The organism is Antarctobacter albus (genome assembly GCF_900101505.1).
Lineage (GTDB): Bacteria > Pseudomonadota > Alphaproteobacteria > Rhodobacterales > Rhodobacteraceae > Antarctobacter > Antarctobacter albus.
Genome location: NZ_FMZI01000005.1, coordinates 236,312 through 252,605, shown reverse-complemented (window position 1 = coordinate 252,605; position 16,294 = coordinate 236,312). Strand labels below are relative to the sequence as shown.

At 63.9% G+C, this 16,294-nt stretch carries 16 protein-coding genes; 8 read left to right on the top strand and 8 right to left on the bottom strand.

Features of this window, described 5'->3' with window-relative positions; translation table 11 throughout:
- Positions 1–6 precede the first annotated feature (6 nt).
- Both coxB and BLQ71_RS10950 read right to left on the bottom strand, forming a co-directional pair.
- On the bottom strand, positions 7–882 hold the full coding sequence (gene coxB / locus BLQ71_RS10955; protein WP_074621741.1) for a cytochrome c oxidase subunit II: 876 nt from the start codon (positions 880–882) through the stop codon (positions 7–9).
- Positions 883–1,147: 265 nt separating this feature from the next.
- Positions 1,148–1,405, bottom strand: a complete 258-nt coding sequence (locus tag BLQ71_RS10950) for a hypothetical protein (protein ID WP_074621740.1) — start codon at positions 1,403–1,405, stop codon at positions 1,148–1,150.
- A 141-nt stretch (positions 1,406–1,546) separates the two neighbouring features.
- Here BLQ71_RS10950 and tldD point away from each other — a divergent pair, with 141 nt between their 5' ends.
- The 3 genes from tldD (at position 1,547) to dprA (ending at position 4,773) form a co-directional block, all read left to right on the top strand.
- Positions 1,547–2,968, top strand: a complete 1,422-nt coding sequence (tldD, locus tag BLQ71_RS10945) for a metalloprotease TldD (protein WP_043138295.1) — start codon at positions 1,547–1,549, stop codon at positions 2,966–2,968.
- A 58-nt stretch (positions 2,969–3,026) separates the two neighbouring features.
- Positions 3,027–3,434: a hypothetical protein gene (locus BLQ71_RS10940; protein ID WP_139168474.1), complete on the top strand. Its 408-nt coding sequence runs from the start codon at positions 3,027–3,029 to the stop codon at positions 3,432–3,434.
- A 133-nt stretch (positions 3,435–3,567) separates the two neighbouring features.
- A complete protein-coding gene (gene dprA / locus BLQ71_RS10935) occupies positions 3,568–4,773 on the top strand; it encodes a DNA-processing protein DprA (RefSeq protein ID WP_074621738.1) in 1,206 nt (401 codons plus the stop codon).
- A gap of 8 nt (positions 4,774–4,781) precedes the next feature.
- Here dprA and BLQ71_RS10930 read toward each other — a convergent pair whose 3' ends face one another.
- Complete coding sequence (locus BLQ71_RS10930; RefSeq protein WP_074621737.1) at positions 4,782–5,216, bottom strand: hypothetical protein; 435 nt, start codon at positions 5,214–5,216, stop codon at positions 4,782–4,784.
- Positions 5,217–5,403: 187 nt separating this feature from the next.
- Here BLQ71_RS10930 and topA point away from each other — a divergent pair, with 187 nt between their 5' ends.
- From topA to BLQ71_RS10910, 4 genes are all read left to right on the top strand, one after another.
- Positions 5,404–8,112: a type I DNA topoisomerase gene (topA, locus tag BLQ71_RS10925; RefSeq protein WP_074621736.1), complete on the top strand. Its 2,709-nt coding sequence runs from the start codon at positions 5,404–5,406 to the stop codon at positions 8,110–8,112.
- 89 nt (positions 8,113–8,201) lie between these two features.
- A complete protein-coding gene (locus BLQ71_RS10920) occupies positions 8,202–8,768 on the top strand; it encodes a L,D-transpeptidase (RefSeq protein WP_074621735.1) in 567 nt (188 codons plus the stop codon).
- A 117-nt stretch (positions 8,769–8,885) separates the two neighbouring features.
- Positions 8,886–9,590, top strand: a complete 705-nt coding sequence (locus BLQ71_RS10915; RefSeq protein ID WP_043138276.1) for a CoA transferase subunit A — start codon at positions 8,886–8,888, stop codon at positions 9,588–9,590.
- Positions 9,590–10,213: a 3-oxoacid CoA-transferase subunit B gene (locus tag BLQ71_RS10910; RefSeq protein WP_043138274.1), complete on the top strand. Its 624-nt coding sequence runs from the start codon at positions 9,590–9,592 to the stop codon at positions 10,211–10,213. The genes BLQ71_RS10915 and BLQ71_RS10910 overlap by 1 nt, the downstream gene beginning before the upstream one ends.
- Positions 10,214–10,375: 162 nt before the next feature.
- On the opposite strand, the gene BLQ71_RS10905 is transcribed toward BLQ71_RS10910, so the two are convergent.
- The 3 genes from BLQ71_RS10905 to BLQ71_RS10895 form a co-directional block, all read right to left on the bottom strand.
- Positions 10,376–10,843 carry a hypothetical protein gene (locus BLQ71_RS10905; RefSeq protein ID WP_043138272.1) on the bottom strand — a complete coding sequence of 156 codons (468 nt, stop codon included), beginning with the start codon at positions 10,841–10,843 and terminating at the stop codon, positions 10,376–10,378.
- A gap of 264 nt (positions 10,844–11,107) precedes the next feature.
- Entirely contained in the window at positions 11,108–11,557 is a 450-nt protein-coding gene (locus BLQ71_RS10900) for a phasin, PhaP (RefSeq protein ID WP_043138270.1), read from the bottom strand.
- Positions 11,558–11,681: 124 nt separating this feature from the next.
- Positions 11,682–13,484, bottom strand: a complete 1,803-nt coding sequence (locus BLQ71_RS10895; protein ID WP_043138269.1) for a PHA/PHB synthase family protein — start codon at positions 13,482–13,484, stop codon at positions 11,682–11,684.
- Positions 13,485–13,615: 131 nt separating this feature from the next.
- Here BLQ71_RS10895 and phaZ point away from each other — a divergent pair, with 131 nt between their 5' ends.
- Positions 13,616–14,896 (top strand): polyhydroxyalkanoate depolymerase, encoded by a 1,281-nt coding sequence (gene phaZ / locus BLQ71_RS10890; protein WP_043138267.1) that lies wholly within the window; start codon positions 13,616–13,618, stop codon positions 14,894–14,896.
- Positions 14,897–15,050: 154 nt separating this feature from the next.
- Here phaZ and BLQ71_RS10885 read toward each other — a convergent pair whose 3' ends face one another.
- Together BLQ71_RS10885 and BLQ71_RS10880 are read right to left on the bottom strand one after the other, a co-directional pair.
- Entirely contained in the window at positions 15,051–15,590 is a 540-nt protein-coding gene (locus tag BLQ71_RS10885) for an adenine phosphoribosyltransferase (protein WP_074621734.1), read from the bottom strand.
- 82 nt (positions 15,591–15,672) lie between these two features.
- The gene (locus BLQ71_RS10880; RefSeq protein ID WP_074621733.1) at positions 15,673–16,293 is read right to left on the bottom strand and encodes a LysE family translocator; all 621 of its coding nucleotides are present in this window, start codon (positions 16,291–16,293) and stop codon (positions 15,673–15,675) included.
- Between the last annotated feature and the right edge of the window lies 1 nt (position 16,294).

The window sequence follows — 16,294 nt, the reverse complement described above, 5'->3', positions numbered from 1 at the left end:
CCGGTCTCAGTTGGTCAGAACTTCGCGAACGTCGGTGTAGCCACCTTCGTCGATAGACCGCTGCAGCCAGGCCTCGTAGGCCTCTTCGCTGACGACCTTGACGGTGATCGGCATGTAGGCGTGCGCGATACCGCAGAGTTCCGAGCACTGGCCGTAGTAGACGCCCTCTTTCTCGGGGGTGAACCACAGTTCGGCCAGGCGGCCGGGGACAGCGTCCTGCTTCACGCCAAAGGCGGGAATGGTCCACGAGTGGATCACGTCGGCACCGGTCACCTGCATCACGACGGTCTTGCCCACGGGCAGGACGATGGCGGTGTCGGTGGCCAGAAGGAAGTCGCTCTTCTCATAGCCGGCATCGACCAGCTGTTCCTCGACGGCCGGGGTCATGCGGTTGTCGCCACCGGTGGCGGGCGAACCGATCATGTAGGCGTCGTAGACCAGGTCGGTTCCGACGTATTCGTAGCCCCAGTACCACTGGTAGCCGGTCACCTTGATGGTGATGTCGCCCTCGGGGATCTCCTGCTGCTTGAACAGCACCGGCAGCGAGAAGGCGCCGATGAAGACGAGGATGACGATCGGGCCGATGGTCCAGGCCACCTCGAGCGGAGAGTTGTGCGTGAAGGAGCTGGGGTTCGGGTTCGCCTTGCGGTTGAACCGCACGTAGATGAAGGCCATCAGGGCGACGACCAGCAGGCAGATGGCGGTGATGATCACAAGGATCATGCCGTCCAGCCACTGCAGATCGGCCGCCAGTTCGGTGGCGGCGGGCTGGAAGCCCATGCCACCGTCGTGGGGTTTGCCCACGACGGGAAGGTCCTGCGCCAGTGCCGGCGCGGCGATGAAGGCGCTCAGAAGGCCCAAAAGCATCGGTTTGCTTTGCATGTCTCACCCTGATCGGTTGCGAGTGTGGTCGGACGGGAGGAACACCGCAGTAGACACGGCAGTTCACGCACCTCCCATTGCGTTCTGTCTGCTTAAAATCATATTCTGGAATGCCAGGAAAGCACGGTTCTTGCGGCAAACCGCCGCTTTTTTTGATCCAGATCAAGCGGCGATGTCGCAGGCCATGTCCTGCGAGGGTAATTCGGGCAGGCACAGGCGTGCCCGTTTGGCCGGTTTCAAAGCGTCTGAGCCCGGTCGTGAGCTGTTACTTGCCGATGGGCGTGCCTCTGGTGTCTGGCCCTGTATCTATGCCGATGCCTGCGCCGTCCACCTTGTGAGGGACGTTTTCCGACATGGGGGGCAGGGATCCGGGCTTTTCGATGGTCAGCGTGCTGGTGTTCCGGTCCAGCGTCACCCCGCCCCCGCTTGGCGGGGCCTGCAGCATTTCGATCACGTCGATGTACTGGGCCGAGGCACCGCCAGCGCTGAGGGCAAGGAGCAGTGCAGTCAAAGTCTTGCGCATGGATCGTCCTCCCGAATGACGTTTCAACCTAACACGACGTGCCTCCTTTCCCAAACGCGCCCGACCTCTGCCGTGGTCAAGCCGATGCCGATGGTCTAGGTCTTGGGGCAACAGACGCCCTGACCGATCCCGGAGTTTCACATGTCCAACGCTCCCTTTCGCCCGTTCGAGACCCATCTGGACCTCGATGCCACCACAGCGCTTGTCCGCGACGCGCTGGCCGGTGCCGAGGATGGCGAGCTTTTCATCGAGCGCGCCCGTTCCGAAGCGCTCGTTCTCGATGACGGACGGGTCAAGACCGCCAGCTATGATTCTTCCGAAGGTTTTGGCCTGCGTGCGGTGCGCGGCGAAGTGGCGGGCTATGCCCATGCTTCCGAGATCAGCGAAGCGGCGCTGAAGCGGGCGGTGGACACGGCGCGGCTGGCCATCGGAGATGGCGGCGGGATCATGGCGCCGCCCCCCGCGGGCACCAACCGGCACCTTTATACGGACGCCGATCCCATCGAGGGAGCCAGTTTCCCGGTCAAGCTGGAAACCCTGCGCGAGATCGACGCCTTTACCCGTGATCTCGATCGTCGCGTCGTGCAGGTGACAGCGACAATCGCCGCCTCCTTGCAGGAGGTCTCGATCCTGCGCGCCGACGGAACGCTGGTTTCGGACGTGCGGCCGATGACACGGGTCAATGTCTCGGTCATCGTCGAGGAGAACGGTCGCCGCGAATCCGGCACCGCGGGTGGTGGCGGGCGTGTGGCCCTGGACGGGCTGCTGGCGCCGCAAGACTGGCAGTCCAAGGCGCGAGAGGCGCTACGCGTCGCGCTGGTCAACCTCGAGGCGGAACCGGCCCCGGCGGGTGTCATGGACATCGTATTGGGCCCCGGATGGCCGGGCATCCTGCTGCATGAGGCTGTGGGTCACGGGCTGGAAGGGGATTTCAACCGCAAAGGCTCGTCCGCATTTGCCGGCCTGATGGGCCAGCAGGTCGCCGCAAAGGGCGTGACGGTGCTGGACGATGGCACGATTCCGGACCGTCGCGGCTCGATCACCGTGGATGACGAGGGCACGCCCTCGGGGAAGAACGTGCTGATCGAGGACGGCAAGCTGGTCGGTTTCATGCAGGATCGGCAGAACGCGCGCCTGATGGGGGTCGACCCGACGGGCAACGGGCGGCGGCAGAGCTATGCCCATATCCCGATGCCGCGCATGACCAACACCTACATGCTGGGCGGCGATTCGGATCCCGCGGACATCGTTGCCGATCTCAAGGATGGCATCTGGGCCGTTGGCTTTGGCGGCGGACAGGTGGACATCACCAATGGCAAGTTCGTCTTTTCCTGTACCGAGGCCTACCGCGTGAAGAACGGCAAGGTGGGCGCCCCGGTCAAGGGCGCGACGCTGATCGGTGACGGTGCGAATGCGCTGAACCGTATCCTGGCGCTTGGCAACGACATGGAGCTGGACCCGGGCATGGGCAATTGCGGCAAGCAGGGCCAATGGGTGCCGGTGGGCGTGGGACAGCCGACCGTGATGATCGGGGGGCTTACGGTTGGCGGCGCCCAGGCCTGACCCCTGGTGGCACCCGTTCCGCAGCGATCCCGGTCTTGCGGAAGGATTGAGTATCTGGGTGCATCTATTGGCCGTGGGCATCGCCGTCACCGGCACGGTGGTCTTCGGGGTCATCCTGGGCATGAATGCCTCGCTCCTGGCGGGGGTTTCCTCCGAAATCGCCGGTGTTTTCGGCGCCATCGGGATCGTCCTGGCGTTCTCGGCCCTGTTCAGCTGGGCGGGTCATCTGCCTGGGGCGGTGGTCCTCCATCTAGCCTTGGTCAACGGGTGGGGCGGCTGGGCCGTGGCGCTTGCGGGCGGATTGGTGATCGGCACCCTCCTGTCGGCTTTGATCGGCGGCATTCTGGCGGTGATTCTGGGGCCGTTCCTTGCCCTGATCCATCTTGTCGCGTTGCGCTGGATGGCATCCGTGTTTCGGCCTGCAGGTGACGCTGCCCCTCCACCGGAGCCGGAGGGGCTTGCCTAGCTGGCGCCGGGCAGAGATCAAGAGTTGCGGAAAAACAGTGCATTACGCGAAATCCTGCGGGTGATCCTGCGCGATTCACCTATGATTAACCACTCTGGCGCTATCACTGGTCCTGCAAGAAGACGGGGTCAGGATGCGCGACGAAAGCTACTCTTCCACTCACCCCCCACTCCCACCCACCACGGAAGATCATCGCGTGGATTGGCTCCGTCTCTTGCGCTCTCGTCGCGTGGGGCCGACGACTTTCTGGAGATTGATGAACGAACACGGCAGCGCCGCCGCCGCGATAGACGTCTTGCCGGATGTCGCCCGCGCCGCCGGGGTCGAGAAGTACGAGGCCTGCCCGCGTGGCGTGGCTGAGGCGGAACTGGCCGCCGGGCACCGCGCCGGGGCCTGGCTGCTCTGCCGTGGCGAGCCGGGGTATCCCCCGGACCTGGCGGAACTTCCAGACGCGCCACCGCTGCTTTGGGGCATCGGCGACAGGGCCGTGTTGCGGCGCCCCATGATTGCCCTGGTCGGCGCACGCAGCGCCTCGTCCCTGGGTACGCGCATGGCGCGGCGCCTGGCCGAAGGACTGGGAGAAGTCGGGTTCGTGGTGGTTTCCGGGCTGGCCCGGGGAATCGATACCGTGGCCCATGTCGGCGCCCTGCGCAGCGGCACCGTGGCCGTCATGGCCGGTGGTGTCGATGTGCTTTACCCGTCCGAGAATACGCGTCTGGCGGACGAGATATGTCAGAGTGGTGGCTGCCGGCTGAGCGAACAGCCGATGGGCCTGCAGCCCGTGGCCCGGCATTTCCCGACACGCAACCGGATCGTTTCCGGCCTGTCTCGCGGAGTCGTCGTTGTCGAAGCGGCGGCCAAGTCCGGGTCGCTGATCACCGCGCGCACCGCGCTTGACCAGGGGCGCGAGGTGCTGGCGGTTCCCGGTCACCCGATGGATGCCCGCGCCAGCGGCTGCAACATCCTGATCCGCGACGGCGCGCGCCTTGTGCGCAACGTCGAGGACATCATCGAGGCGCTGCCTCCGCTGGATACACCGAACGCCAAAGCCCAACCCGAACTGGACCTACAGGATTCGTCACAAGGTGCGGAACGTGTAGTGCGGGCACCGTCCCGTCCGCAGCGGGCGCAGGACCGGCACCCGGCCCTTCGCAAGGCCGCGGCACTGCACCAGCAGATTCTGGACCGGCTTGGTCCTTCGCCCTTGGCCGAAGACCAGTTGATCCGCGATCTGGGCGCACCCGCCGGCAAGGTATCGCCGGTGCTCACCGACCTCGAACTGGACGGACGCATCCGGCGCCAGCCGGGCGGATTACTGTCCTTGGTGGTGCGGCACTGATCCCGGGATCAGCAGAACTCCGGGATCACCGGCCCCCAGGTGGGGCAGAAGGTGGGGTCCGACCACCAGACATCGGTGGCGCCGATGGCGTGCTGGACGGCGACCCAGGTCGATCCGGACCGCTGGTACAGGACCTGGATGTCCGGCCCGCCCCAGTCAAAGGGATTGTCCCAGCCGGGCCGGACGGGGATCTCGTCCCGCGTAATCTCGCGTCCGCCGGGGCGGACGGGATGCAGGCTGGCAAATCCCACGTCGCCGCTGACCCGCAGGTCCGAGACGACGAAGATCACGGGCGCCCCAAGCACCCATTCCGCGTGCGGCCGGATCGCGTCCATCAGGTCGGTTCGCAGAGCGGTTCCGCGTGCGGGTTCCTGCCAGGCGCTGGCCGACAAGGGCGTGACGGCCAACGAGATGGCGGCCAGAAAAGCGGTAAATCGGGTCATTGTTCTAGCTCCGTTACATGCGGGGAACCTAGCCGAAACCGGAGCGGCGCGGAAAGCGGCATCGCCAGCGTCATGGCGCCCCGGATTGACAAATCCTCCTTGCGCACCACATCTTGCGCCGCCATACGCGGCTCAAGACAAGGCCCTCACAGGGCCCCAAAGAAATTTAACGAGGTAGCAGAACCCCATGCCCGTCGTCGTCGTCGAATCCCCTGCCAAGGCCAAGACAATCAACAAGTATCTGGGGTCCGACTACACTGTTCTGGCGTCCTACGGCCACGTCCGTGACCTGCCGCCGAAGGACGGTTCGGTCGATACCGATGATGATTTCGCGATGAAATGGGAGATCGCCAACGATTCGCGCAAACACGTCGCGGCGATCGCCGAGGCGCTCAAATCCGACGACGAACTGATCCTCGCCACCGACCCCGACCGCGAGGGGGAGGCGATTTCCTGGCACCTGAAAGAGGCGCTGACCAAGCGCCGCTCCATCAAGAAGTCCACCAAGGTCGAACGCGTCACCTTCAACGCGATCACCAAGCAGGCGGTCAGCGAGGCGATGAAGAACCCGCGCGACATCGACGCGCCGCTGGTCGAGGCTTACCTGGCGCGCCGGGCGCTGGACTACCTCGTGGGCTTCAACCTCTCGCCGGTGCTCTGGCGCAAGCTGCCGGGCGCACGCTCGGCGGGTCGGGTGCAGTCGGTTTGCCTGCGCCTGATCGTCGAGCGCGAGATGGAGATCGAGGCCTTCAAACCTCGGGAATACTGGCAGGTGAAGGCGCAGCTGACCACGCCGCGGGGTCAGAGCTACGAGGCCCGGCTGACCAATCTCGCGGGCAAGAAGCTCGACCGCTACGACCTCGCCAACCTGACCGATGCCGAGATGGCCGTCAGTGCCATCGAAAAGCGCGCATTGAAGGTATTGTCGGTCGAAGCCAAGCCGACCTCGCGGAACCCCTCTGCGCCTTTCATGACCTCCACCCTGCAGCAGGAGGCCAGTCGCAAGTTCGGCATGGGCGCACGCCAGACGATGAACGCGGCGCAGCGCCTGTACGAGGCCGGGCACATCACCTACATGCGGACCGACGGCATCGACATGGCGCCGGAGGCGGTCATGGCCGCGCGTGACGCGATCAAGGATCGCTACGGTGCGAATTACGTTCCCGACAGCCCGCGCATGTACAAGAACAAGGCCAAGAACGCACAGGAAGCACACGAGTGCATCCGGCCCACGGACATGACCAAGGACGCCGAGAGCCTGCGCCTGTCCGAACCCGATCAGCGCAAGCTTTACGACCTGATCTGGAAGCGGACGCTGGCCTGTCAGATGGAAGCGGCACGGCTGGAACGGACCACGGTCGAGATCGGCAGCGACGACGGCCAGGTGGGCCTGCGCGCGACGGGTCAGGTGGTCCTGTTCGACGGCTTCCTCAAGATCTACGAAGAGGGCCGCGACGAGCCGGTCGAGGATGACGACAAGCGGCTGCCGCAGATCATGCAGGGAGAGGCGGCCAAGTTCGACGCCGACGCCCTGAAAGGCGAACACGCCAAGGCGGTCGAAAAGGCGGTGGGTGATGCGCGCAACGCCGTCATGTCGAATGACGGGGCCACGCTGGCGACGCAGAGCTTCACCAACCCGCCGCCGCGCTACACCGAAGCGACGCTTGTCAAGAAGATGGAAGAGTTGGGCATCGGTCGCCCGTCGACCTATGCCTCGATCGTGACCACGATCCAGGAACGGGAATACGTTCGCAAGGAACAGAACCGCCTGATCCCCGAGGACAAGGGGCGCATCGTCACGATCTTCCTGCTCAACTTCTTCAAGCGCTATGTCGAGTACGATTTCACCGCCGCTCTCGAGGATGAGCTGGACAGCGTGTCTGCGGGCAACGAGGACTACAAGGACCTTCTGGCCAAGTTCTGGCGCGACTTCAGTGCCGCGATTGCCGAGACTTCCGAGTTGCGGATTTCCGAGGTTCTGGACGTGCTGGACGAGGCTTTGGCGCCGCAGCTATATCCGCCGCGTGAGGATGGCAGCGATCCGCGCATCTGTCCGAAGTGCGGGCAGGGGCAGTTGCACCTGAAGACCTCGCGCACCGGCGGTTTTGTCGGCTGCGGCAACTACCCGGAATGCACCTATACCCGCCCGATCGCGGGTGAAGGCGCCGAGGGCGAGGAGCGCCTGCTTGGCGAGGACGGCGGAGACGAGATCTGGCTGAAGGCCGGGCGCTTTGGGCCCTATGTCCAGCGCGGCGAACCCACGCCCGAGAACAAGAAGCCGCCGCGGGCCTCGCTGCCCAAGGCGCGCGGCCAGTTCCTGCCGGGGTGGGAGCCGGATGGCATGACCCTGGAAAAGGCGCTGACCCTTCTGACATTGCCGCGAGAAATCGGGATGCACCCCGAGGGCGGCGTGGTCAAATCGAACCTGGGCCGCTTTGGTCCATTCATCATGCACCAGAAGCCGGACGAGGAAAAACCTGTCTACGTCAACCTCAAGGAATTCCAGGAGGTTTTTGAGATCGGCATGAACCGTGCGGTGGAAATGCTGGCCGAGAAACGGGCTAACCCGGGACGCGGTCGTGGCGCGGCGGCCAAGCCGCTGCGGGAACTGGGGGACCATCCGGACGGCGGCGCGCTGAGCGTCTACGAAGGGCGCTACGGGCCTTACGTCAAGTGGGAGAAGGTCAATGCGACTTTGCCCAAGGATGCCGATCCCAAGGAGATCACGCTGGAGGCCGCGGTCGCGCTGGTGAACGAAAAGGCGGCCAAGAGCGGCAAGAAGAAGGCTGCTCCCAAGAAGGCAGCGGCCAAGAAACCGGCCGCCAAAAAGAGCACCGCGAAAAAGGCCACGGCCAAGAAAACCGCTACGAAGAAAGCGGCCGGCGACGAGGGTTGAAAACACATTTCGTCAACTGGATGTGATTGGTGCCGCATCGCGGCGCGGAGTAAGGCTTGCCGTGGAATACTACAGGCAAGGAGTGCATCATGAACAAGGGAATGTCCCGCCGTGGCCTGCTGATCGCGGGCGGCGCGGCGCTGGTCGTGCCGGCCCGGGTCCGGGCCGAGGTGCGCGAAGAGGCGACAGTCGTGCGGCGCAACATCTCGAGCTTTTCGAGCCAGGACTGGCGTGACCATTTTGACGAACTGGGCGTGGGTTGCATCGTTTGCGATACCGCCAGCCGCGCACTGCATTACTGGAACGCGGACGGCAGCGACTATCGCGTCTATCCGACCTCGGTGCCCAAGACCGACGAGCTGACGAAACGCGGATACACCAGGATCGTGCGCAAGAAGGAGGCTCCCTCCTGGACGCCGACCGCGTCGCAGATGGAACGCTTTCCGGATTGGCGACCGGTCGAAGGGGGCGCGCCGGACAATCCCCTGGGCACGCACGCGATGTACTTTGACTGGCCGGCCTACCTGATCCACGGGACGCACGACACGCGCAAGATCGGGCGACCGTCGTCCGATGGCTGCATCGGTCTTTACAACGAAAAGATCGCAGAGCTGTACCAGATCACGCCGATCGGCACGCAGGTGCGCCTGATCTGATACCCTCTGGGTCAGGTGCGATATCCCGCGGGCGGGTCGACATCGGCCCGCCCGCGTTGACTCTTTGCTGCAGAGCGGCGACAACTTGCGCCAATCCAGGTGAACAGGGGGAGTCCCATGAAAAAGGTCTACGGTTCGGCGGCAGAAGCGCTGGACGGTCTTCTAGAAGACGGCATGCTGATTGCCGCTGGGGGCTTTGGCCTCTGTGGCATTCCCGAACTGCTGATCGACGCGATCGTCGAGAGCGGGGTCAAGGATCTGACGGTCGCGTCGAACAACGCGGGCGTTGACGGGTTCGGTCTGGGCAAATTGCTCGACACCCGCCAGATCAAGAAGATGATGTCCTCTTACGTGGGTGAAAACGCCGAGTTCATGCGCCAGTACCTCTCCGGCGAGCTGGAGCTGGAATTCAACCCCCAGGGCACCCTGGCCGAGCGGATGCGGGCCGGTGGCTGCGGGATCCCGGGGTTCTACACCAAGACCGGCTACGGCACGCAGATCGGTGAAGGCAAGGAGGTCAAGGTCTTCAACGGGGAACACTACATCCTCGAGGAAGGCATCTTTGCCGACCTTTCCATCGTGAAGGCGTGGAAGGCGGACGACACCGGGAACCTAGTGTTCCGCAAGACGGCGCGGAACTTCAACCCGCCGGCGGCCATGTGCGGTAAGGTCTGCGTGGCCGAGGTCGAGGAAATCGTGCCGCGCGGCTCACTGGATCCGGATCACATCCACCTGCCGGGGATCTACGTGCACCGGATCATCCAGGGAGAGCACGAGAAACGGATCGAACAGCGGACCGTCCGCAAGCGGGAGGAAGCCTGATGCCCTGGGATCGCAACCAGATGGCCGCGCGCGCGGCGCAGGAACTCGAAGACGGCATGTACGTGAACCTCGGGATCGGCATCCCGACGCTTGTCGCCAACTACGTCGGCGACAAGGACATCACGCTGCAGTCGGAAAACGGCATGCTGGGCATGGGGCCTTTCCCCTTCGAGGGCGAAGAGGACCCGGACCTGATCAACGCCGGCAAGCAGACGATCACGGAACTGGCGCGGACGTCGTATTTCGACAGTGCGATGAGCTTTGGCATGATCCGGGGCGGCAAGATCGCGGCGGCGATCCTGGGCGCGATGGAAGTGGCCGAGAACGGAGACCTGGCGAACTGGATGATCCCGGGCAAGCTGGTCAAGGGCATGGGCGGGGCGATGGACCTCGTGGCCGGTGTCGAGAAGGTCGTGGTGGTGATGGATCACACCAACAAGCACGGTGACTCGAAGCTTCTGAAGGAATGCACGCTGCCGCTGACGGGCAAGGGCGTGGTCGACCGGATCATCACCAACCTGGGCGTTCTGGACGTGGTCGAGGGCGGCCTCAGGATCGTCGAATGCGCCGAGGGCGTGACCGAGGACGAACTGCGCGCTGCGACCGAGGCGACCATCGTCTGATCCCGGGACACTTTCCGGACCCAAGGGCGCGCCCGCGAGGGGCGCGCCCTTTTTCGTTGGTGCATTGAGCAAATGAAAAAGGGCAGGATCCGAAGATCCTGCCCCAGGTCCTTGCGCCAAGGTTGGGAGGAGAGGCGCAATTTCCGTCCGGTCTAGACCGGATTACTTGGCCGGCGCGGCTTTCTTGGCGGTGGTCGTCGCCTTGGTGGCCGTCGCGGTCATCTCGTCGGTGGCCTTCTTGACCGCCGCGGTCGCGTCCTCGGAGTAATCCTTGCCGGCCGCCATCAGCAGTTCGACGGTGTCCATCTGGACCTTCTTGGCGATTTCGGCGAAGGCGGCGGTGTTTTCCGCCGCGATCTCTGCCTGTGCCGAGGCGAAGTCGGTCATTGCCTTGGCGTAGTCGGCGGGCTCTGCCTTGGCCTTCGACATCTCGGTCATCTTGGACAGGGTGTCTTTGGTCCAGGTTGCCGACAGTTCGGTCGATTTCTTGGCCGCTTCCAGCGCGACGCCGGACAGCTTCTCGCTCAGGGTCGCGGTGGTCTTGAAGGCGTCGTCCATCGCCTTGGTGTCGACGGGGAATGCGCCCATCATTTCTTTCATCATGGCGGTGATGTCGTCGGTCTTTGCCATCTGTCTTGATCCTTTTTCCAATGTTGCGCCGTCTCCGGCGTGCTGCGTTCCACTGACCCAAAGATGGATGCTGCGTCGCAGCATTTCAAGATTTTTCTGCTGCGCTGCAGCGAAAATTATGTCGCACCCCTTGTCGCAGGGGCAACGTAGCGATGGACAAGTTCCTGCCAGGCAAAGAAAAAGGGGCAGGATCCGAAGATCCTGCCCCAGGATATTGCGCCAAGTTTGGGAGGAGAGGGCGCAAAATCTTTCGGTCGAGACCGATTACTTGGCCGCGGCGGTTGCCTTCTTGGCGGTCGCGGTCATCTCGTCGGTGGCCTTCTTCATGGCCGCGGTCGCGTCCTCGGAGAAATCCTTGCCGGCTGCCATCAGCAGCTCGACGGTGTCCATCTGGACTTTCTTGGCGATCTCGGCGAAGGCGGCCATGTTCTCGGCTGCCACTTCGGCCTGACCGGATGCGAAATCGGTCATCGCCTTGGCGTAGTCGGCCGGCTCTGCCTTGGCTTTCGACATGTCGGCCAGCTTGGACAGGGTGTCCTTGGTCCAGGTTGCCGACAGCTCGGTCGACTTCTCAGCGGCTTCCAGAGCAACCGCCGACAGCTTTTCGTTCATGGTCGCGGTGGTTTTGAACGCGTCTTCCATGGCCTTGGTGTCCACGGGGAATGCGCCCATCATCTCTTTCATCATCGCGGTGATGTCCTGGGTCTGTGCCATCTCAGTCAATCCTTGTGTCTTGCTGCCCCGGGCCCGCCCCGTCGTTCAGCAACTGACTAGAATATGCATGCTGCGACGCGGCATTTCAAGAAAAATTTCTGCGCCGCAGCATATGGCTGACAAGTCACTGGTTTTGCTGGGCCGCTTTCAGCTTAACGTAGGTGCCGGGGGCGGGCGCAAGCGGCGCATAAGCCGAATCGCCCGGTTCACGCGCGGGGACCTTCTTGCCCGAGCGTTTGCGCAGCCAGCCTTCCCAGTGCGGCCACCAAGAGCCTTCCTGGAACTCGGCGGTCTCTTTCCAGGCATCGAAGTCACCGGACAGGTCGTCGTTGACGAAATGGCCGTACTTGCCCTTGGAGGGCGGATTGACGATCCCCGCGATATGGCCGGACTGGCCCATCACGAAATGCTTGGACCGCGATCCCATCATCTGCACGCCACGATAGACGTCACGCGCGGCGGCAATGTGATCTGTCTCTGCCGCGATGGACATCAGCGGCACATCCACGTCCTTGACGCTGAGCTTTTCCCCGAAAAGCTCGAACGTGCCTTCGGCAAACTCATTGCGCTGGCAAAGCCCGCGCAGGTACTGGCTGAACATCCGCCCCGGTAGGTTCGCCCCGTCGCCGTTCCAGTACAGCAGGTCGAAGGCGGGCGGGGTTTCCCCCATCATGTAAGAGCGGATCGCAGGACCGTAGATCAGGTCGTTCGACCGCAAAAAGGAAAAGGTGCGCGCCATGATGAAGGAGGGCAGGATGCCTTCCTGGTCGATCTCCTGTTCGATCCCGTCCGCGAAATCGTCCTGCAGGAAGGGCGTGAATTCTCCCTGGTCGCTGAAATCGGTCAGCGCGGTAAAGAAAGTGGCCGATTTCACCGACTTGTCGCCACGCTTTTTCATCAGCGACAGGGTCAGGCTGAGCGTCGTGCCGGCGATGCAATAGCCGACCGCGTTGATCTTGTCGGTCCCGCAGATGTCCTTGGCGACCTCGATCGCCTTGAGGAAACCCTCGTCGACATATTCCTCGAGGCCGACGTCGCGGTACTTGCCGTCCGGGTTGATCCAGCTGACCACGAACAGGGTATAGCCTTGGTCCACGACCCAGCGGATCAGGCTGTTCTGCGGTTTCAGGTCGAGGATGTAGAACTTGTTGATCCAGGGCGGGAACAGCACGATGGGGGTCTCGTAGACCTGTTCGGTTGTCGGGCTGTACTGGATGATCTCCATCATGCGGTTGCGATAGATCACCTCGCCCTGGGCGGTGGCGATGTTCTCGCCGATCTCGAAGGCGCTGTCATCGGCCAGCCGCACAACAAGCTCGCCGTTGTTCGCTTCAAGGTCGCCGACAAGGTTTTCCAGCCCGCGCACCAGGCTTTCGCCCTCGGTCTCGACCGCCTTCATCAGCGCGTCGGGATTCGTGGCCAGGAAGTTGGTCGGCGCGAACATGTCGACGATCTGCTGGCTGAAATAGCGCAGACGCCGCTTTTCCTTCTCGTCCATGTCCTCGATCGCGTCGATCGCATCGCGGATGGCGTTGGCGTTGATGAGATACTGTTGCTTGACGTAGTTGAAATAGGGATGACTGTCCCAGAGCGGGTTCTTGAACCGTTTGTCGCTGGGGCCCGGGTTCTCCGGCGCGGTCAGCTTGCCGCGCGCCAGTTGTTGCTGCGCCTCGACAAAGGTGGTGACGGTCTTGCCCCAGAAACTGACCTGCTGCTCGATCAGCTTGGCCGGGTTGGTCATCCATTCCTGCATGTAGGCCTGTGCGGCCTTGGTATACAGCGCGTGGTCGGGGCCGTTCAGCGCCTGCGGCGTTGGATGGCGTCGGGTCAGGGCCGAAACGAGCCGCTTGCTCAGTTCCTCGACCCGCTCAAGGTTCTCCTCCAGCCGCGCCCGGCTTTCGCCTGCGGCAACCTCGTTTGTTGTCATTGGAAACAAATCCCCCTATCCTTCGCAAGTGCAGAAATACCGTCGTGGGTTTCGGGGGGCAAAGCGACGAATTGGCTCGGGCCTGGGTGCGCGGCAAGCCGCTGACCCCGCGAAACAAAAGGAGTGCTGTCGTGCGCTACATGGCGACCTATGATCTGATGGAGAGCATCCGCAACACCAACGCCTGGATGGGCGCGACGGCGCGGACGATGGCCTCTTACCCGGTGTTCTCGGCCTTTCCCAACCCCGGGCTGGAGTGGATGGCGGCATGGGGTGCCGTTACGGAACGTACCTTCGAACGCATGGTGGTCAAGCCCGATTGGGGGATCCGCACGTTCACCTGCGAGGACGGCAAGGATCACCTCGTCGACGTCGCCACCGTGGTGGAAAAACCCTTTGGCAACCTGATCCATTTCAACGTCTCCGGGCGCGAGGAACAGCCACGGAAGATCCTGCTGGTCGCGCCCATGTCGGGCCACTATGCCACACTACTCCGCTCGACCGTCAAGTCGCTTATCGTGAACTGCGAGGTCTACGTCACGGACTGGCACAATGCGCGCGACATTCCGGTGAGCGCGGGCAAGTTCGATATCGAGGATTACACGCTCTACCTGATGGAGTTCATGCGGCACATGGGGCCGGATACCCATGTGATCGCCGTGTGCCAGCCGGCGCCGCTGACCTTGGCCGCGACCGCCTACCTGGCAGAGCTGGACCCGGAGGCGCAGCCGCGCACCCTGACCTTGATCGGCGGGCCGATCGACCCGGACGCCACCCCCACCGACGTGACCGACTTTGGCCGCCGCGTGACGATGGGGCAGCTGGAAGAGACGATGATCCAGCGCGTTGGCTTCAAGTACAAGGGCGTCGGCCGCATGGTCTACCCGGGCCTGTTGCAGCTGGCCTCGTTCATGTCGATGAACGCGGATCGCCACTCTGCTGCCTTCCGCGACCAGATCATCCGCGTCGCACGCGGAGAGGCCTCGGACCACGACGCGCACAACCGTTTCTACGACGAATACCTGGCGGTCATGGACATGCCGGCGGAGTTCTACCTGTCGACCGTCGAGCGGGTCTTCAAGAATCGCGAGATCGCCAAAAACGAATTCATCGTGGACGGCCATCGGGTGGACATCGGCAAGATCACCAAGGTCGCGGTGAAAACCGTCGAAGGCGCGAAGGACGATATCTCGGCGCCCGGGCAATGCGTGGCGGCGCTGGATCTGTGTACCGGCTTGCCGGACGAGAAGAAGGCCAGCCACCTGGAGCCGGGGGCGGGCCACTACGGCATCTTCGCCGGCAAGAGCTGGCGCAACAACATCCGCCCGCTGGTGCTGGACTTCATCGACGCCAATTCGGACCTGCCCAAGGGCCCTGCGGCCGTTCCGGTGAACCTGGCCGATCACCGCTGACCGATCGGTGATCCAATTGTGCGCGCCTGCGGGCGCGCGCTTTGCCTGTCGTCCTTGCGCGGCAAGCGCGCCGTCCTCCGGCAGGGGGCTCTGCCCCCGCGCCTTTGGCGCTCCCCCGAGGTATTTTTGAAACCAAAGAAGCTCGGAGCGGGTGTCAGAGACCGTCGAAGGTGCAGAGTGTATGGACGTCCATGTCCATTGCTTCGAGCCTTTTGCGGCCGCCCAGGTCCGGCAGGTCGATCACGAAGGCGCAGCCGATGATCTCGCCGCCCAGGCGTTCGACCAGCTTGATGCCGGCCTCGGCGGTGCCGCCCGTGGCCAGAAGGTCATCGACCAGCAGCACTTTTTCGCCCGCCTCTATGGCGTCGTCGTGGATCTCGACCACCGCGTCGCCGTATTCCAGCTGGTAGTCTTCGGAGATGACCGCGCCGGGCAGCTTGCCCTTCTTTCGGATCGGCACGAAACCGGCGGAGAGCTGGTGCGCCACGGCGCCGCCCAGGATGAAGCCGCGGGCCTCCAGCCCCACCACCTTGTCGAAACGTACCCCGGCGTAGGGGTGCAGGAGCTGGTCGATGGCCATGCGAAAGCCGCGCGGGTCGGCGAACAGCGTGGTGACATCCCGGAACATGATTCCCTCGTGCGGGAAGTCGACGATTGTCCGGATGTAGTCCTTGATCTCTGTCTTGCGCGGCATGGAAGGGTCCCCGGTTGAAACGCCCGACCGCGGTAGCGCGGCGGTGGCGGGCTGTGCAAGTCTTCTGCCCGCAGGGCCCCTGTCAGGCGCGGCGCAGTGTTGCCGTCAGCACGCCCATCCCGATCAGCGTGGCGCCGCCCGCGCGGGTCAGCCAGGCCAGGATCGAGGGTCGCTGGATCATGCGCCGCAGCCGGTCGGCAGCCAGCGCATAGGCGAGGGCGTTGAGCGCCGCCAGGGTGACAAAGGTGCTCACGAGGATAGCGAACTGCGGCAGGAGCGGCGCCTGGGGGGTGACGAATTGCGGTACGAAGGCGATGAAGAAGGCGATGCTCTTGGGGTTCAGCGCGGTCACGGCGAGATTGTGGCCAAAGACGCCGTGCGCGGTCACGTCGCTGTCGGGCAGGGCCAGCCCCTCACGCGGGGCCGAGCGGATCAGCTTGACCCCCAGCCAGACCAGATAGGCGGCGCCGACCCATTTCAGCACCGTGAAGAGCGTCGCCGAGGCAGCGACCAGCGCGCCGAGGCCCGCGAGAGACAGGCTCATTGCGATGAAATCGCCGGTGGCCACGCCGGCGGCAGAGGCAATGGCCACAGACCGGCCCTTGCTGAGCGCATAGGACAGGACCAGCAGAACGGTGGGGCCCGGGATCAGCAGGAGGGCGGTCGAGGCGGCGACGAAGGCCAGCCAGAGATTCAGGTCCATT